This is a genomic window from Tenacibaculum finnmarkense genomovar ulcerans (genome assembly GCF_900239495.1).
Classification (GTDB): domain Bacteria; phylum Bacteroidota; class Bacteroidia; order Flavobacteriales; family Flavobacteriaceae; genus Polaribacter; species Polaribacter ulcerans.
The window spans coordinates 23,517-41,846 of sequence record NZ_OENE01000015.1 but is presented as its reverse complement, the minus strand read 5'-3'; the positions used below and the strand labels follow the sequence as shown (position 1 = coordinate 41,846).

Genomic DNA, 18,330 nt, shown 5'->3' with positions numbered 1-18,330 from the left:
ATAAAATTGATGCAATTAAATACCTATATAGACCACACTTTACTAAAAGCAACCGCTACAGATAACGATATTATACAACTGTGTGAACAAGCCATTAAATACGGTTTTTATGCCGTTTGTGTAAACGGCTGTTATGTGAAATTAGCAAAAGAAATCTTAGTGGATTCTGATGTAAAAATAGCCGCTGTTATTGGGTTTCCTTTAGGGGCAATGACTACCGAAGCTAAAATTTTTGAGGCGGTTAATTGTATTGAAAATGGTGCGTCAGAAATTGATATGGTTATTAATGTTGGTAAATTGTTGGCTAGCGATTATGATTATGTTGAAAATGAAATAAGGTTGATAAAAAAAGCCATCGGAAATAATGTTTTAAAAGTAATTTTTGAGAATTGTTATTTATCCGAAGAAAAACTGAAAACAGTTTGTTTGCTCGCGGTAAATTCAGGTGCTAATTTTATAAAAACATCGACAGGTTTTGGTACAGGTGGCGCTACTTTTAAACAGGTTGAATTGATGAAGTTTACGGTTAAAAATAGCGTGCAAATAAAAGCGGCTGGCGGTATTAAAGATATCGAAACAGCAGCGAAATATATTAAACTAGGTGCAACTCGCTTAGGAACATCAGCAGGAGTTTCTTTGGTTACTAAAGGGGTTTCTGAAAATGATAATTATTAAAAAAAGGTTGTTTAGCTAAAGCGTATCAATTTATTATTAATCCGCTAAGTTTTTAGGCTAATTAACTTGATATTCTAAAAAAATATACATGAATTCACTGATACAAAAATACAACATTCCAGGACCAAGATATACGAGTTATCCGACGGTTCCTTATTGGGAAAATGAAACTTTTTCTAAAGATAAATGGATTGAAACCTTTAAAAAATCGTTTATAGAAAGCAATTTATCCGAAGGAATTAGTGTGTATATTCATTTGCCTTTTTGTGAGAGTATTTGTACTTTTTGTGCCTGTCATAAACATATTACAAAAAGACATGAAGTAGAAGAAGATTATATTGATACCGTTTTAAAAGAATGGAATTTATATACCAATTTAGTCGATGAAACGCCAATTATCAAGGAAATTCATTTGGGTGGCGGAACACCTACTTTTTTTTCAAAAGAAAATTTAAAAAAGTTAATTGATGGTTTATTTATCAATGCTAAAAAACATCCGAAGCACGAATTTAGTTTTGAAGGACATCCAAATAATACCACAAAAGAACAATTACAAACTTTATTTGATGTCGGTTTTACACGAGTAAGTTACGGTGTGCAAGATTATAATTTAAAGGTTCAAGAAGCAATACACAGAGTACAACCTTTTGAAAATGTTGAAAAAGCAACTCGATGGGCTAGGGAAATAGGCTATACATCTATCAGTCATGATTTAATTTTCGGATTGCCATTTCAAACCAAAGAAAATGTAATTCATACCATTAATAAAACCAAAGAATTACAACCTGATAGAATTTCGTTTTATAGTTACGCGCATGTTCCGTGGGTAAAAGGTGTTGGACAACGAGGTTTTAAGGAGGAAGATTTACCAAAAAATGAAGAGAAGCGTGAATTATACGAAATAGGAAAGGAGTTATTTGCCGAAATGGGTTACGTTGAAATAGGAATGGATCATTTTGCTTTAAAATCGGATAGTTTATATAAAGCAACTCAGGAAAAAACATTGCATCGTAATTTTATGGGCTATACTGCCAATAAAACGCAGTTAATGATTGGTTTAGGAATGTCGTCAATTTCTGATTCTTGGTACGGATTTGCACAGAATGTAAAAACGGTAAAAGAATATCAAAAAATAGTGAACGAAGGAGAAATTCCTGTTTTTAGAGGACATATTTTATCCGAAGAAGATTTAGTTATCCGAAAGCATATTTTAAATATTATGTGTCATTTTACCACTTCGTGGGATGCGGAAAGTTTAAAGCTTAAAGGTATCGAAATCCTTTTAGAAAAATTACAAGAAATGGTCGCTGATGGTTTGGTTTTTATCGATGGAAATACTCTAACGGTTCCTGAAAAAGCAAGACCTTATGTGCGAAATATCTGTATGGCGTTTGATAAGCGTTTGCATAGTAATAAGCCCGAAACAAAATTATTTTCAATGACAATTTAGGCGTTTTCTGCTTCTAAAAATAAAGGGGTGAAACCAAGGCTTGATAAAACAAGCCTTGGTTAAAAAAAAGGATTTATATAGCTTATTTATTATGACACCCTTCACAATAACCACAATACGTAAACTAACTCCTTTAATTATTTTTTATTAAACGTTCTTTTTTTTAACAAATAAATAACTTTTTTTTTAAATGAATTATTTACTTCGCTATAAGTGTTTTATATCAATTAAACTTCATTTGATAGTTGTCAAATAGTTTACAACAGGTTAAATGAAAAATAATAACACTTATTAATTGTACCTTTGTTTAGTACGGTGTAAATATCGTATTATTTTCCGTTTATGAAAATAATTTACGTATTATTTTACGAAAAATTATGGTAGCAAGTAGAATCAAAATTTTTATAAAACATAAAGGTGTGGCTGTTAGTAGGTTAGAGCGTGTTATTGGTGCTAGCGATGGTACTTTACGAAATGCTTTAAAGAAAGGGACAGAGATTAATTCAAAATGGCTCGGATTAATTTCCGATAATTTCCCTGATTTAAACTTTAATTGGTTAATTACAGGTAAAGGTACTATGCTTTTAACCGATGAGCCTTTGAGTTTAGAAGATGTTGAAAATGAAAAAATACTCGATTATATTTTAGTGCATATAGATGATTTTAGAAAGGAGCCTAAAATAAATGCGATAGCGGGATTGTTTTCTAATTTTGAACAACAAAAAGATCGTCAAAAATTATACGATAAAATTATCAATTATGAATGTTTATTAAAAGAGCTTGCTAAAAACAGCAATAAAGAGTAGTTTTTATACCTTGTTTAATTGCTTTAGTACTGTATCTAATTTATCTAATTGAATGTCTAATTTTGAGGTGAATTTTGGGTATCGCTTTAAAAACACATAAGAAACTTTCCAGAAATGAATAGTAATTCCGTAAGGAATTATGATGGGCGCAATATGTATATGATCGGCTGATAAATGGTACCCTGTATCGGTTGCATTATAGCGCCTGATTGATAAGGCATCGTTTGCCAATACAATTACCACATCGTCTTTTGTTAAGTTTTCAGGAACAGTACTTTCGCCAACTACAACATCACCAGGAAATAAACCTTCTTCATTAGATACCATATATAAATTAGCTACTGTAAATGCTAATAATGCCGCAGTCGCTGTTATTGGCATGCTAAGTACAGGTAAAGAGTCATAGTTTTCAGTAGTTTTAAAATCAGTAATAAATTGATGGCTATTTAAGGAGTTTACAAACGGAATATCAGTAAAACTAGCTTTTACAATTTGATTGATATCTGTAGTAATGCCTTCATTAAACCGCAATAATTGATTAACTGTAATGTTTTTTGTTAGGAGGTCATCAATAGAAATGCTAAAATAATTAGCAATTTTTATAATCGTGTCAATTTTTGGTTCGCTTCGTTCTTCTTCATAAGCCCCTAAAGTACCTCTTTTTAAGTTGAATATATCAGCAAAAGCTTGTTGACTAAGTTTTTTTACACTTCTTATCTTTTTAATGTTTTTACCAAAAAACGACATAGTTTGCTAATTTTATTTGCAGGTTGTTTAAATATAGTTATATTTGACCTGTCAAAAATACTCAAATTAGCGAGTAATATTACAGAATATAGCAATAGTTCTAAAATAATTAGCAATTTTGAAAAAGAAGTATATCGATGAAAAAACAATTTAATAGGATTAAAAATTACTTACTTGAGTTAAATTACAATATTACTCATGAAGATCCGTCGGAAGGAATTTTAATGATTCAGAATGAAAATGAAGGAATTAATAATTTAATAATAGGAATTGCCAGCCCGATTTTAATTATTGAACAATATATTTTTAAAATTACAAATCCTGATGAAACTATTTTTAAACAATTATTACAAAAAAATAGAGACATCGTTCACGGTGCTTTTGTGTTAGATGAAACGGGTACTAAAGTAATTTTTAGAGATACTTTACAAATTGAAAACCTTGACTTAAACGAATTGGAAGGCTCTATAAATTCGTTGAGTTTATTATTAAGTGAGTATTCAGAAAATATTATTCAATTTTCGAAAGCATAATTAAAAATACAAATTAACAGATACTAAAAAAACATATAATGAACATATTTAGAAGATTATTTAACGTAGGGAAAGCAGAAGCAAATTCAGCAATTGATAAAATGGAAAACCCTATCAAAATGACAGAGCAGGGTATTAAAGACATGAAAAATGACTTGACACAAGCATTAGAAGGGCTTGCGAAGGTAAAAGCGATGTTAATTCGTTCTAAAAATGATAAAACACAGTTTGAAATAAAAGCGAAGGATTATCAAAATAAAGCGATGTTAATTTTACAGAAAGCAGGAAAAGGAGAGCTTACTGCCGAAAATGCCGACCGTTTAGCAACCGAAGCATTGGTTAAAAAAGAAGAAAATACCGAACATGTGAATCGTTGTGAGGTTGAGGTTACTAATTTTTCAAAATCGGTATCGCAATTAGAAACGAATGTGAACAGTTTAAAAAATAACATTAGCAAGTGGGAAAATGAATTAAAAACCCTTAAAGCGCGTGTAAAAGTTTCGAATGCAACCAAAAATTTAAACAAACAAATGGCGGCAATCGATAGTTCTAGTACGGTTAATATGCTAGAAAAAATGAAAGAAAAAGTATCCGAAGAAGAAGCTTTAGCCGAAGCTTATGGTGATATTGCTAACGAATCAAAAAGTATTGATGATGAATTAGACAAAGCATTGGGTACTAAAAAAACAAGTGCAGCAAATAATTTAGAGGAATTAAAAAAACAAATGGGCTTATAAAATTATTAAATTTAATAATTTAGGCTCTTCTTTATATAAAAGAAGGGCTTTTTTTGTTTTAAATAAAATTCACACACAAAACAATATAAATACATGGGAATACTTGATTTTTTTAAGAAAAAAGAAACGGAAAGACATTTTGATCCAACAAATATTAAAATTAACGATTTAGCAAAAGGATATATTTTTGAATACGCTACCGAAACCTGGACGGTTACAGCACTGTTTGAATACGATTGGGGTGATGATTATTTTACACGTGAATTTGTTATCAAAAATGGAGCTACTGAAAAATTTTTAAACCTTGAAGATGATGGTGGTTTAGTGGTTACTTTATCAGAAAAAATAAAACTAAGAAAGTTAGGTGAAACGGTTTGTGATTATATGGATGAACATCAAAAACCACCTAAAAAAATTGATTTTGAAGGAACTCGTTATTTTTTAGATGAAAAATCACCAGGATTTTGCAAAGAACTTGACGCTTCTAATTGGGAAGAATTAATTTCTTACGATTATTTAGATGAATCCGAAGAAAAAACACTGTGCATAGAACAATATGGCGAACAGGAATTTGAAGTAAGCAAAGGGATTATTATCAATGAGCTTGCCGTTTCAAATATATTGCCTGTTGCAGATAGGTATTAATACTAAAAATACTAAATTTGGTTTCAAATTAATTACAATGAAAATATTTCAAACATTACTAATTTCAAGCTTACTTTTGCTTGTGGTTTCTTGTGGGTCAGAACGAAAAAAGTATCTAAAATCTCCTTTAGATGAAATTATTACCACATATATTGATACACAAAATTACAGTGTTATTCTAACTGATATGGATTATAAAGAAGATAGCGATGCTTATTTTCATAAATATAAAATTATCCTTGAAAAAAATAATAAAACAACGAAACCGACTGAAGATGATTTTGATATAAAACGTACCGATTGGAAAAAAGTTTCTGCAATCACTTTTGAAGAGCATCAAAAAGATTTAGGAATGACTGTTTTATCAAAGAAAAATGGTGTTTTAGATAAAAAATCAACGCCTGCGGGCTACAATAATTATGTAGGTAATCAAAAATACGGAAGTTGGGAAAGACAAAGTAACGGTTCGTCTTTTTGGGCATTTTATGGACAGTATCATTTTATGAGTAGCCTTTTAGGTGGGTCTAATCGTTACGGAAGAAGTGATTATGATTATTATAGAACTAATAACCGAGGAAGAACTAGTTATTACGGAAGAAATAATACCTACGGAACATCATCAACAGGAAATACTAGTAGTACTTGGAACTCTAAACCTCAATCGTTTAAAGATAAGGTAAGAAGTAACGTAAAAAGAAGTGCGACTTCTTTAAGATCGAAAGGATATAGCTCTAGCAAAAGTTACTCAAATTCTAGTAGAAATTCTAGCCGAACTACAAGAAGTAGTAACAGATATAGTAGTTCAAGTTCTTCTCGTTCTAGAAGTGGTGGTTATGGTAAATAATGGTATAAAATGCTCGTAAACATGAATCAATATATTAACGAATATATTAATAGTATCGAAATAGTTCATTCCTTTGGCTATATTCTAAGTGGATTTGTCATTTTTATCCTTGGAAAAATAGCGTATAAAATGCTACATCCAAGTATCAATATTCAAGATGAATTAGTTGAAAAAGATAATTTTGCATTTATTATTTCTTATGTCGGATATTTTACTGCTTTAATTATTGTTATTGGCGGTGCTATTATTGGCGAAACTGCTGGTTTTATAACCGATATTTTACAAATTTTTAGCTACGGAATTATTGCCATTTTATTATTGCTTTTATCCGCTTGGATTAGTAATAAAGTGATTTTAAATAAGTTCGATTTAAAAAAAGAAATTATTACCGATCAAAATGAAGGTGCAGGTGTTATTGAAGCTGCTATTTATATTGCAAATGGGCTTGTTTTATACGGTGCTTTAATTGGAGAATCGGAAACATTAATTGCAGGAATTTCAACGTTTATAATCTATTGGATTCTTGGAAATATCGTGCTTATTTTAGCATCTAAAGTGTTTATTGCTTGGATGGGATATGATATTCATAATGAAGTAGAAAAAGACAATGTTGCTGCTGGAGTTAGTTTTTCGGGAGCGATACTTGCTATCGGAATTATTACCATGAATGCAATTTTAGATCCATTTTTAGACTGGACAACAACGCTTATAGATATTAGTTTACAAACATTATTAGGCTGTTTATTATTGCCAATAATGCGTCTTTTTGCTGATAAAATTTTATTAACAGGAAGAAAACTTACAGATGAAATTATCAATCAAGAAAAACCAAATATTGGTGCAGGTTTAATGGAAGCTTTTGCTTACATCGCGGCTGCTATATTAATTACATGGAGTATTTAAAACAGAATTCTTTTGTATTAAAAGCTGCTATTTTTGCCACAGGATTTGCAGGAATAGTAGCCGAATACACTTTATCGACCTTAGCAACTTATTTTATTGGAAACTCCATTTTTCAGTGGACGATGATTGTTTCGCTGATGCTTTTTTGCATGGGTTTAGGAAGTCGATTGAGTAAATTAATCAAAAAAAACTTAATTCAAAATTTTTTAATTTTAGAAATATCGCTTTCTTTAATTGTCGCATTTTCGTCGGTGTTGGTTTATACCTTGGCTTCGGTAAGTGATTATTACGGATTTGTAATTTATTCTTTAAGTATGCTTATTGGTTTACTTATCGGGTTAGAAATTCCGTTAGTTGTTCGGATAAATAAAGAATACGAAGATTTAAAAAGTAATATCTCTTCTATTTTAGAAAAAGATTACTACGGAAGTCTTATCGGAGGGGTGTTTTTTGCTTTTATCGGCTTGCCGATGTTAGGTTTAGCCTACACGCCTTTTGTATTAGGAATAATTAATTTTTTAGTAGCCTTAATTGTTTTTTATCGATTTAAAGAAAAAATAAATAAGCGTAAAATTATTCGTTTAAAAGCGGTTTTAGTAGTTGTTTTTGGGCTTTTAATGACGGGTATTTCTTTTACAAAACCGATTATTCAATGGGGAGAACAAAAGAAATATAAAGACAAAGTTATTTATGCTGAACAAACAGAATATCAGAAAATTGTAGTAACCGAGTGGAAAAATGAACATTGGTTATATTTAAACGGAAACTTACAATTTTGTTCTATTGATGAGAAAATGTATCATGAACCGTTGGTGCATCCGATTATGCAATTACATCCAAATCCGCAACGAATTTTAATTTTGGGAGGTGGTGATGGTTGTGCTGTTCGTGAAATACTAAAATATCCGACTGTTGAAAAAATTGATATGGTTGATTTAGATCCAAAAATGACGGATTTAGGGCTGAATCATCCTGTATTGCAGAAAATCAACAAAAACAGCATGAAAAATGATAAACTTAGCATTTTTAACAAAGATGCGTATATTCATTTGGAACAAAATAAAGCTGATTTTTACGATATCATTATTATTGATTTACCAGACCCTAGAAACATTGAATTAGGAAGATTGTATTCACATGAATTTTATTCACTTTGTAACAGAAAATTAAGACCAAATGGATTAATTATTACGCAAGCAGGAAGTCCGTATTTTGCAACAAACGCCTATAATTGTATTGATAAAACAATAACATCCGCAGGTTTTAATACGGTAAAACTTCATAATCAAGTATTATCGATGGGAGAATGGGGCTGGATACTTGGAACAAAAAACAAGAATATTAGTTCGAATCAATTAAAAGATAAATTGCAAAAAATTGAATTCAAAAATGTTAAAACCAATTGGATAAATAACCAAGCAATGCAATTGATAACCTCTTTTGGAAAAGAGTTTTTTAATTCTAAAGATAGTATTGAAGTTAATAAAGTACACAATCCCGTTCTTTACAACTATTATTTAAACGGTAATTGGGATTTATATTAACTATGAATACACCTTACAAACATATAGAAGCAAATATATACAGCCATAAAATTTGGGATAGTTGTACTGTGCCAAAAGTGCTAAAAACAAGGTATGAACGCTTATTAAAAGAGGCTGGTTTTACCATTATTCTTTTTAATGAACATCATTTTGATAAGCAAGGATATACCTGTTTTTGGTTATTAGGCGAAAGTCATTTGGCAATACATACGTTTCCTGAAAGTGGCAAAAGTTATATTGAATTGAGTAGTTGTAGTAAAGAAAAGTTAGATTTATTTATCAATAAAATGAATCAGACAAATGCATAAAAAAATAACAAAATCATTACCTATAAATTTAAAAATCCGATTGCTTTATAGAGGGTTTTCTACAATTTTTATACTTATTCTTCTTTATTTTAGTTTTTCATCGCTTAAATCTAATATGAAAAATATTGATTTTAGAGAATGTTTTTATTTAAATATCAATACGAACGAAGCAAAAGCAATTATTACAGAAGTTTATTTTACGGATATAGAAGACGACCAGTTACAGGCAGTGGTAAAAGCCTATGAATATGAATATACTATTGATAAAGAATATCATAGATGGGTGTCTTATAATTCTATTGCTAATTTAAAAATAGGCGATGAGGTAAAGGTTATTTATAACATTGAAAAACCTACGTATAGTGTTATTAAAAATTTTGATTACATACCTAATGGAAATCCTTTTTTTTATTATTTAATATTTCCATTGATTACCTTATTTATTTTTAGATTATATATTCGAAATACCGTAAAAGAAATTACAATTTTAAGTAATGGTATTATTACTGAAGGACGATATTTGGGTAAAGAACTCTATTTTTCTAATAATGTAAAAGGTAAATATAGTTATCGAATTAAATTTGCTTATTTTTCTGAGGATAAAGAAATAGAATATGCAACCACTTGTTTAGGTACTATAAAAAAAATTAGAACTAAAAAAGTATGGATAATCTATCATAAAAATAATCCTAAAAAAGCATTAGTAGTAAATAGTTTACCAAAATCAATTGCTAAACACATTAAGAAAAATTGGGTTTAATGAAAAAAAAAGCACGTAATTTCATTAATAAAAACAAGTATTTTGTAAAGTTTATTTATGCACTTATTGTGTTGAATATTATTGTTTTAATTCTGGAGTCTTATCAGGAATTAAATATAAAATATAGAGCTTTTTTTCATCTTTTTGAATTGTTTTCGGTAACGGTATTTACTATTGAATATTTTATCAGAATTTGGGTTTCTGATATTACAAAAGAAGATAAAACAGAACGTTTAAATTTTGCTTTTTCTACAGCAGGAATTATCGATTTAATAGCCATACTTCCTTTTTATTTACCCTTAATTTTTCCTTTTGATTTAGGAATTATACGTATTCTTCGTTTATTTAGATTACTACGAATTTTTAAATTAGGCAGGTATTCAAGCTCTTTAAAAACCATAAAATATATATTTAAGGAAACAAAAGCAGAGTTGTCTATTACTATTTTTGTCACTTTTGTTTTAATGATTTTATCCTCTACGCTTATGTATCATATAGAACATGACGATCAGCCAGAAAAATTTGCAAGTATCGGCGATGCTTTTTGGTGGGCAGTAGCAACATTAACCACCGTTGGCTATGGCGATGTATATCCTGTAACGCCTTGGGGTAAATTATTGGGTGGTGTTATTGCGTTAATCGGAATTGGTTTTGTAGCACTTCCTACGGGAATTATTAGTTCGGCTTTTATTGATAAAATTCAATCTGAAAAACAGCTAAAAAAATCCGAAGAAAAAATTAAAGAAAAAAATTGTAACTGTCCACATTGTGGAAAAAATATTAATGTATGATTTCTAAAAAACACAAATACACTATTCAATTACTGGTATTTTTATACGCTATTTATGTAGTGAATCTTTTTATTCCTATCAATCAATTTGGTATTATACCACGAACCTCTAGCGGGTTAATAGGTATTTTTACAGCACCTTTTTTACATGGTGGAATTTGGCATTTAATTTCAAACACACTTCCTTTAATTATTTTATTAACAGTACTTAATTTTTTTTATCCCAAGAAAACCCTAACGGTAATTTTATTTATAATTTTAATTGGCGGAACACTTGTTTGGCTGTTTGCCAGAAGTGCAAACCATATCGGCGCTAGTGGGCTTATATACGGTTTAGCGGCGTTTTTAATTACAAATGGTCTTTTAGAACGCAAATTGATTCCGTTGTTAGTTTCTTTAGGAGTGGCAATTTTGTACGGTGGATTAATTTGGGGATTAGTGCCGTCTTTAAAAAGTCATATATCGTGGGAAGGGCATCTTTTTGGTGCTGTTGCTGGTGTTGTTATTTCTTTTTTATTGATAAAAAAACAACGGTAATTAAAGTTGATTATTTTTGAATAGAAAAATTAATAAAAAAAATAGAATGAAAGTAGCAGAGTTAAAGAATAAAAAAGCGCAAGAATATAACTTTTTAAAAGAGATGTATTCGGATAATTATTTCCCTGATTTCTTAGTAGATAAATGCAAAGATATTTTATTAAACTTTTGTAAAGAAATTGAACTTCAAAGTGTAGTAAACTTAGAAGATTTATATAAATTAGGAGAAAAATATACGGAAGAATTTAATGAAATTCAAGATGAATTTTACAAAAATGAAAGTGAAATTGAAACTGTAGCTAGAGAATCAATAATGTCTGATTTTGAAAATATTTCAAAAATATATGGATATAAAAATGCTGATATTGAAACCTTAGCTGGAAGTAGAGATTGGTAAAAATAAATATAAATAACACGTTCAAAAACCTCTTTTTAAGAGGTTTTTTTGTTTTAAGAATATCCGATTTTTTTAACCTTCCTCTTTAGTTAGAATACTTTTATAAAAAATGCTAAATAAATCTTAAAACATGATAAATATCATATTTTAAGAAGACCTTCAAAAGTAAATTTGTGCTACAATTATCAGGCAAGATATGAGCGTTATTTACTTACTACTTACACTAAGTATTTTAGTGGCATTAATTTTTTTTATTGCATTTATTGTTTCAGTAAAAAATGGACAGTACGATGATTCGTACACCCCGTCGGTTCGTATGCTTTTTGATGACGAATTAGTAAAAGAAGAAACAAAAAAACAATAATTAACAATAGATATTAAATTCAATTAGATTATGGAAATGCAACAATTTTATTACGATAATAAAATCGTAAAAAAATTCATTTACGCCACACTACTTTGGGGAATCGTAGGTTTCTCGGTAGGTTTGCTGTTGGCATTAATGTTTTTATTCCCAAATATTACAGACGGAATATCATGGTTAAGTTTTGGTCGTTTACGTCCGTTACACACCAATGCAGTAATTTTTGCTTTTGTAGGAAATGCTATTTACGCAGGGGTTTATTATTCGTTACAACGATTGTTAAAAGCACGGATGGCGAGTAATTTTTTAAGTAATTTTAATTTCTGGGGATGGCAGGCAATTATTGTCGCCGCAGCAATTACACTTCCTTTAGGATATACAAGTTCAAAAGAATACGCCGAATTAGAATGGCCTATTGATATCGCAATAGCACTTGTTTGGGTTGCCTTTGGTGTTAACATGATTTGGACAATCATGCAAAGAAGACAACGTCATTTATATGTAGCTATTTGGTTTTATTTAGGAACTTTTGTAACCGTTGCAGTATTACATATTTTTAATAGTTTAGCATTACCTGTTGGGTTTTTAAAATCTTATTCAGTGTATGCAGGAGTGCAAGATGCTTTGGTACAATGGTGGTACGGACATAATGCGGTAGCATTTTTCTTAACAACACCATTTTTAGGATTGATGTATTATTTTGTTCCTAAAGCAGCAAACAGACCTGTATATTCTTATCGATTATCAATAGTTCACTTTTGGTCGTTAATATTTATTTATATCTGGGCAGGACCTCACCATTTATTATATACTGCATTACCAACTTGGGCTCAAAATTTAGGAGTTGCCTTTTCAATTATGTTATTAGCGCCGTCTTGGGGTGGAATGATCAACGGATTATTAACACTTCGTGGAGCTTGGGATAAAGTACGTACCGATCCTGTTTTAAAGTTTATGGTAGTTGCAATTACTGGTTATGGTATGGCAACTTTTGAAGGACCAATGTTATCATTAAAAAATGTAAATGCCATTGCACATTTTTCTGATTGGATTATTGCACACGTTCACGTTGGAGCATTAGCATGGAACGGTTTCTTTACCTTCGGGATGATTTACTGGATGGTTCCAAGATTATTTAAAACAAAATTATACTCTACAGCTTTAGCAAACTTTCACTTTTGGATAGGTACTTTAGGAATTATTATGTACACACTACCAATGTATGTTGCAGGTTTTGTACAAGCATCAATGTGGAAACAATTTAATCCTGATGGAACATTAGCGTATGGTAACTTTTTAGAAACAGTAGCCGAAATAATTCCAATGTATTGGATGCGTGCTATTGGAGGAAGTATGTTTATTGCAGGAGCATTAGTAATGATTTACAATATGGTAAGAACCATAAAATCTGGTAGCGAAGTTACTGATGATTTAGCCGAAGCAGCACCATTAACAAAAGTATCTAAGCACAGAACTAAAGGAGAAGCATGGCACACTTGGTTAGAAAGAAAACCAATTAAATTAACTATTTATGCAACTGTTGCTATTTTAATAGGTGGTTTAGTTCAAATTGTACCAACTATATTAGTAAAATCAAACATACCAACTATATCGAGTGTAAAACCATATTCACCACTAGAATTAGAAGGGCGTGACCTTTATATTAGAGAAGGATGTGTAGGATGTCACTCTCAAATGGTACGACCATTTAGATCAGAAGTTGAGCGATATGGTGAATACTCTAAAGCAGGAGAGTTTGTATATGATCACCCATTTTTATGGGGTTCTAAACGTACAGGACCAGATTTACATAGGCTTGGAAGTAAGTATTCTGATAGCTGGCACTTAAATCATATGTATGACCCTCAAAGTACTTCTCCAGGTTCAATAATGCCATCATATAAATGGATTGTTAGGAATAAGTTAGACAAAAGTAGTACTGAAGATAAAATGAGAGTTATGGTAACTTTAGGAGTTCCTTATACAGAGCAAGAAATAGCAAATGCGCAAGCTAGTATGGATGCACAAGGTGCTAAAATTCAAGAAAACTTACATCAAGACCCTGATTTTGCTAAAAATTATGCTTCTGACAAGAAATATGCGAAAGAAAACGGACAAGAATTTATCGAAATGAAAGATAGAGAAATTGTCGCTTTAATTTCTTATTTACAACGTTTAGGTACTGATATTAAAGTAAAAGATGTTCAAAAACAACTAAGTAAAAAATAGAAAAGATGTTAAAATTCGTAAAAAATCATATGGATAGCATTGCAGGTATTGAAATATACCCTTTGATTTCATTAACAATATTCTTTACCTTTTTTGTAGTGTTATTTTGGTGGGTATTTACCGCTAAAAAAGAATATATAAGTAAGGTAAGTGATTTACCTTTAAACGACTAAAACAAATTATTATGAAAAAATATATACAATCAATAGTATCTTTTCTTTTTGTTTTTTCAATGCCGTTTATATTAGCAGTGGCATTTAAGGCATACAAAGAACCTTTTAATTTTTTAGAAAATCCAATAGTTTGGTATATTACAATAGGTTTAGGTTTGGTAGTTCTTCTAAAAGAGGTGTTATCTAACACCTTAATAAATAAGGTGAATGATGCAATGCCAAAGAATTATACAAGAGTTCAATCGGCAATATCATTTTTATTTATCTTTTTAACACCATTTGCATTAGCTAAAGCAATTAGTTCATATGCAAATCCTTATAATATTTTAGAAAACCCGTTAGTTTGGCTTGGAATTATAGCCTTCGGATTGGTTGTTTTAGCAAAAGAAGCTTTAACAATAATAGGTGTTAAAAAAGTTGAAGAAATAGCAATGATTAAAGCAGGAATTAATCCTGATGATATTGACCATTTAGCTTGGGCAAGAACATTAATATCTAAATGGACCAAAGCCAAAGCTATAGAAGAAGAAGCAGAAATTGTTTTAGACCATAATTACGATGGAATTAGAGAATTAGACAACACATTACCACCATGGTGGGTAGGTTTATTTTATGCTTCAATTATTTTTGCTGTAGTTTATTTAGTGCGTTTTGAAGTTTTAGATGGATATACACAGGTAATGGAATATGAAGAATCGGTAGCTCTTGCTAAAAGAGAATTAGCAGCGTATAAGTCAACATCAAAAGAAGCTGTTATTGATGCTGAAAGCGTTACGATTTTAACTTCAGAAAGTGATTTAAAAAGAGGTAAAGCTGTATTTAATTTAAACTGTGCCGCCTGTCATATTGCTGATGGTGGTGGAGGTATCGGTCCTAACTTAACCGATAAATATTGGATTTTAGGTGGTGGAATTAAAAATGTATTTACCACCATTACCAATGGAGGTAGAGATGGAAAAGGAATGGTTGCTTGGGGTAAAACTTTAAAACCTAAGGATATTCAAAAAGTAGCAAGTTATATCATGGCTTTCCAAGGAACAACACCTGCAAACCCAAAAGCACCACAAGGAGAATTACATAAAGAGGAGCCTGCTCCTGTAGTTGTTGAATAAAAGACAAAATAAGTATAATTGATTTTTTTAATAGTTGATAATGGAAACACCTAAGAACGAACAATTTAGAGATAGTATAGGTACCATCAATAAAGAAGGTAAGCGTGCTTGGGTATATCCTAAAAAACCGAGCGGACGGTTTTATAAATACAGATCGTATGTAAGTTATTTTTTACTATTGTTGTTGTTAGCAGCACCATTTGTAAAAATTAATGGCAATCAGTTTTTATTATTCAATGTAATAAAGCGAAAATTTAATATTTTCGGATTTCCTTTTTGGCCACAAGATTTTCATTTATTAGTAGTTTCGATGATTGTGGGCGTGGTGTTTATTATTTTATTTACTGTTGTTTTTGGTCGGATTTTCTGCGGATGGATATGTCCGCAAACCATCTTCTTAGAAATGGTTTTTAGAAAAATAGAATATTGGATTGACGGCGATAGAGGGAAACAAATTCGCTTAGAAAAACAAGCTTGGAATGCCGAAAAAATAAAAAAACGACTTTTAAAATGGAGTATCTTTTTTATTATTTCATTTTTAATAGCCAATGTATTTTTAGCCTATTTAATAGGAGGTGATACGGTAATTGAATATGCAACAGGCAATCCGTTAAACAATACAAGTACCTTAATTTCTTTATTAATTTTTACAGGAGTTTTTTACTTTATTTTTGCATGGTTTCGAGAACAAGTGTGTATTATTGCTTGTCCTTACGGAAGATTACAAGGAGTTTTATTAGATAATAAAACAATTAATGTAGCCTACGATCACGTACGAGGAGAGGGTGAAAAAGGACGTGGAAAATTCAGTAAAAAAGAAGACAGAGCAACCACAGGAAAAGGAGATTGTATTGATTGTGCTCAATGTGTAAATGTATGCCCTACCGGAATTGATATTAGAAACGGAACACAATTAGAATGTGTAAACTGTACCGCGTGTATTGACGAGTGTGACCACATGATGGAAAAAGTCGGTTTACCAAAAGGGTTAATTCGATTTGCTAGTGAAGAAAACATTGAAGAGAAAACACCTTTTCAATTTACCGCTAGAATGAAAGGATATACCGCTGTTTTAGGGATTTTAATAGCCGTTTTAATAGGAATGTTATTTTTAAGAAATGACGTAGAAGCTACTATTTTACGATTACCAGGGCGATTATACGAACACAAAAAAAATGATGTAATTAGCAATGTTTATACCTTTAAGGTTATCAATAAAACAACCAAACAAATTGATAATGTAACCTATAAATTACTTTCTCATAAAGGGACGATAAAAACGGTAACTCAGCAAGCTTTTGAGGTTCCTAAACAAGGATTAGCAGAAGGAACCTTATTTATTGAAATGCACCAAGCTGAAATGGAAGATGAAAAAGTACATCTCAGAATTGGTGTTTATAGTGGCGATAAATTAATAGAAACCACAAAAACTAACTTTTTAGGACCAAGAAGTTATCGATAGTTATTATAGCTAACTAAAAACACAAATAAAGTAAGTTGTTTTTTATAAGCGGCTTGCTTTATTTTTAATCATATTAAAACACTTAAAATGAAACTAAACTGGGGCGCGGGTATCGTAATTGCAATTATCGCATTTATGAGTTTTATTCTGTATTTTGTTATATCAATGAGTACAGGAAATAATTACAATCATGATTTGGTATCAGAAGAGTATTATCAAAAAGAATTGGTTTTTCAGGGCGATATAGATGCTACTAAAAACGCCAAAGAATTATCAGAAAATATTAAAGTACAAAGAGTATCAGAAGGATTAAAAATCTATTTTCCAACAGCATTTAATCCTACTGATATTACAGGAAAAGTGTTCCTATACCGACCATCTAATAAGCAATTAGATTTTGAAATACCTATTTCAATTTCTAATACATATTTGCTCGTGCCTGAGAAACGTTTATTGGGTGGTCGATGGAACATTATTGTTTCTTGGAACTACAAAAATACGCCTTATTTATTTGAGCAAGAATTAATGTACTAATGTTTTTATCAGCGCTCATATTTGGTTTGTTAGGGAGTTTTCATTGCATAGGAATGTGCGGTCCTATCGCTTTTATGTTGCCTGTTGATAGAACAAATAAAATAACCCAATTTTTTCAAATTTTAAGCTATCATTTTGGGCGATTATTCACCTATAGTTTAATCGGTTTGTTGTTTGGTTTTTTAGGAAAAGGTTTTTATTTCTTCGGATTTCAGCAGCAACTTTCAATAGCAGCAGGTATTTTGATGATTTTGGTAATTCTTTTACCAAAAACGTTTCAAAAATATAATTTTTCAAAACCGATTAATAAATGGGTAATGAAAGTAAAATCATCACTAGGAAAAGAACTTAAAAACAAAGGAAATGATACTTTTTTTACCATAGGTTTTTTGAACGGATTTTTACCTTGTGGTTTGGTTTATATGGCTGTTTTTGGTGCGCTCGCTAGTTCTAATGCTTTGTCGGGAAGCTTGTATATGTTTCTCTTCGGATTAGGAACAGTTCCTTTAATGACCATAATTGTATATGTTGGTAATTTTGCCAACGGATTGCTAAGAAAAACAATACAACAAGCTATTCCTTATGTAGTAGTTTTTATAGGAATCTTATTTATTTTACGAGGTTTAGGCTTAGGAATACCCTATGTTTCGCCACTTCCAGTAAGTAATTTAACGGCACCAATTCAGGGCTGTCATTAAATTTAATTAGCCATACTAATAGCTCTTTTTATCAATTAAATTTAGTAACTTTAGTGAGTACTAAAACCTAAATAAATACTAA

Annotated in this window: 22 protein-coding genes; 21 read left to right on the top strand and 1 reads right to left on the bottom strand. The window is 30.5% G+C overall.

The window, feature by feature from the left end:
- Positions 1 to 9: 9 nt before the first annotated feature.
- The 3 genes from deoC (at position 10) to DPIF8902391_RS05285 (ending at position 2,931) form a co-directional block, all read left to right on the top strand.
- Complete coding sequence (gene deoC / locus DPIF8902391_RS05295; RefSeq protein ID WP_058885589.1) at positions 10 to 675, top strand: deoxyribose-phosphate aldolase; 666 nt, start codon at positions 10 to 12, stop codon at positions 673 to 675.
- 88 nt (positions 676 to 763) lie between these two features.
- Complete coding sequence (gene hemN, locus DPIF8902391_RS05290; RefSeq protein WP_058885588.1) at positions 764 to 2,125, top strand: oxygen-independent coproporphyrinogen III oxidase; 1,362 nt, start codon at positions 764 to 766, stop codon at positions 2,123 to 2,125.
- Between the two features lie 377 nt (positions 2,126 to 2,502).
- Complete coding sequence (locus DPIF8902391_RS05285) at positions 2,503 to 2,931, top strand: hypothetical protein (protein ID WP_172505242.1); 429 nt, start codon at positions 2,503 to 2,505, stop codon at positions 2,929 to 2,931.
- A 3-nt stretch (positions 2,932 to 2,934) separates the two neighbouring features.
- Here the strand turns inward: DPIF8902391_RS05285 and DPIF8902391_RS05280 are convergent, their stop codons facing one another.
- Complete coding sequence (locus tag DPIF8902391_RS05280) at positions 2,935 to 3,678, bottom strand: helix-turn-helix domain-containing protein (protein WP_172505241.1); 744 nt, start codon at positions 3,676 to 3,678, stop codon at positions 2,935 to 2,937.
- Between the two features lie 137 nt (positions 3,679 to 3,815).
- On the opposite strand from DPIF8902391_RS05280, the gene DPIF8902391_RS05275 reads away from it, so the two are divergent.
- The 18 genes from DPIF8902391_RS05275 to DPIF8902391_RS05190 all read left to right on the top strand — a co-directional run bounded on the left by DPIF8902391_RS05275 (position 3,816) and on the right by DPIF8902391_RS05190 (position 18,248).
- On the top strand, positions 3,816 to 4,211 hold the full coding sequence (locus tag DPIF8902391_RS05275) for a type III secretion system chaperone family protein (RefSeq protein WP_172505240.1): 396 nt from the start codon (positions 3,816 to 3,818) through the stop codon (positions 4,209 to 4,211).
- 38 nt (positions 4,212 to 4,249) lie between these two features.
- Positions 4,250 to 4,948 (top strand): PspA/IM30 family protein, encoded by a 699-nt coding sequence (locus tag DPIF8902391_RS05270; protein WP_172505239.1) that lies wholly within the window; start codon positions 4,250 to 4,252, stop codon positions 4,946 to 4,948.
- A 93-nt stretch (positions 4,949 to 5,041) separates the two neighbouring features.
- Entirely contained in the window at positions 5,042 to 5,593 is a 552-nt protein-coding gene (locus DPIF8902391_RS05265) for a DUF4178 domain-containing protein (protein WP_172505238.1), read from the top strand.
- A 37-nt stretch (positions 5,594 to 5,630) separates the two neighbouring features.
- Positions 5,631 to 6,437, top strand: a complete 807-nt coding sequence (locus DPIF8902391_RS05260) for a hypothetical protein (protein WP_172505237.1) — start codon at positions 5,631 to 5,633, stop codon at positions 6,435 to 6,437.
- A gap of 21 nt (positions 6,438 to 6,458) precedes the next feature.
- Positions 6,459 to 7,340 carry a DUF350 domain-containing protein gene (locus DPIF8902391_RS05255; protein ID WP_198912920.1) on the top strand — a complete coding sequence of 294 codons (882 nt, stop codon included), beginning with the start codon at positions 6,459 to 6,461 and terminating at the stop codon, positions 7,338 to 7,340.
- A complete protein-coding gene (locus DPIF8902391_RS05250) occupies positions 7,328 to 8,884 on the top strand; it encodes a polyamine aminopropyltransferase (protein WP_172505236.1) in 1,557 nt (518 codons plus the stop codon). Before DPIF8902391_RS05255 ends, DPIF8902391_RS05250 begins: the two co-directional genes overlap by 13 nt.
- A gap of 2 nt (positions 8,885 to 8,886) precedes the next feature.
- On the top strand, positions 8,887 to 9,192 hold the full coding sequence (locus DPIF8902391_RS05245) for an S-adenosylmethionine decarboxylase family protein (RefSeq protein ID WP_172505235.1): 306 nt from the start codon (positions 8,887 to 8,889) through the stop codon (positions 9,190 to 9,192).
- Positions 9,193 to 9,307: 115 nt separating this feature from the next.
- Positions 9,308 to 9,952: a DUF3592 domain-containing protein gene (locus tag DPIF8902391_RS05240; RefSeq protein ID WP_172505234.1), complete on the top strand. Its 645-nt coding sequence runs from the start codon at positions 9,308 to 9,310 to the stop codon at positions 9,950 to 9,952.
- Positions 9,952 to 10,743, top strand: a complete 792-nt coding sequence (locus DPIF8902391_RS05235; RefSeq protein WP_172505233.1) for an ion transporter — start codon at positions 9,952 to 9,954, stop codon at positions 10,741 to 10,743. The genes DPIF8902391_RS05240 and DPIF8902391_RS05235 overlap by 1 nt, the downstream gene beginning before the upstream one ends.
- On the top strand, positions 10,740 to 11,279 hold the full coding sequence (locus DPIF8902391_RS05230) for a rhomboid family intramembrane serine protease (RefSeq protein WP_172505232.1): 540 nt from the start codon (positions 10,740 to 10,742) through the stop codon (positions 11,277 to 11,279). Before DPIF8902391_RS05235 ends, DPIF8902391_RS05230 begins: the two co-directional genes overlap by 4 nt.
- Positions 11,280 to 11,325: 46 nt before the next feature.
- On the top strand, positions 11,326 to 11,676 hold the full coding sequence (locus DPIF8902391_RS05225; protein ID WP_172505231.1) for a DUF5713 family protein: 351 nt from the start codon (positions 11,326 to 11,328) through the stop codon (positions 11,674 to 11,676).
- Between the two features lie 196 nt (positions 11,677 to 11,872).
- Positions 11,873 to 12,040: a cbb3-type cytochrome oxidase assembly protein CcoS gene (ccoS, locus tag DPIF8902391_RS05220; RefSeq protein WP_083501080.1), complete on the top strand. Its 168-nt coding sequence runs from the start codon at positions 11,873 to 11,875 to the stop codon at positions 12,038 to 12,040.
- 30 nt (positions 12,041 to 12,070) lie between these two features.
- The gene (gene ccoN / locus DPIF8902391_RS05215) at positions 12,071 to 14,269 is read left to right on the top strand and encodes a cytochrome-c oxidase, cbb3-type subunit I (RefSeq protein ID WP_172505230.1); all 2,199 of its coding nucleotides are present in this window, start codon (positions 12,071 to 12,073) and stop codon (positions 14,267 to 14,269) included.
- A gap of 5 nt (positions 14,270 to 14,274) precedes the next feature.
- Positions 14,275 to 14,442, top strand: coding sequence for a cytochrome C oxidase subunit IV (locus DPIF8902391_RS05210; protein WP_058885574.1), 168 nt, complete (start codon positions 14,275 to 14,277; stop codon positions 14,440 to 14,442).
- Positions 14,443 to 14,453: 11 nt separating this feature from the next.
- Complete coding sequence (locus DPIF8902391_RS05205) at positions 14,454 to 15,554, top strand: cbb3-type cytochrome c oxidase N-terminal domain-containing protein (RefSeq protein WP_232122699.1); 1,101 nt, start codon at positions 14,454 to 14,456, stop codon at positions 15,552 to 15,554.
- Between the two features lie 40 nt (positions 15,555 to 15,594).
- Positions 15,595 to 17,016, top strand: coding sequence for a cytochrome c oxidase accessory protein CcoG (gene ccoG / locus DPIF8902391_RS05200; protein ID WP_058885573.1), 1,422 nt, complete (start codon positions 15,595 to 15,597; stop codon positions 17,014 to 17,016).
- Positions 17,017 to 17,103: 87 nt separating this feature from the next.
- Positions 17,104 to 17,550, top strand: coding sequence for a FixH family protein (locus tag DPIF8902391_RS05195; protein ID WP_058885572.1), 447 nt, complete (start codon positions 17,104 to 17,106; stop codon positions 17,548 to 17,550).
- A complete protein-coding gene (locus DPIF8902391_RS05190) occupies positions 17,550 to 18,248 on the top strand; it encodes a sulfite exporter TauE/SafE family protein (protein WP_058885571.1) in 699 nt (232 codons plus the stop codon). Before DPIF8902391_RS05195 ends, DPIF8902391_RS05190 begins: the two co-directional genes overlap by 1 nt.
- Positions 18,249 to 18,330: the final 82 nt, after the last annotated feature.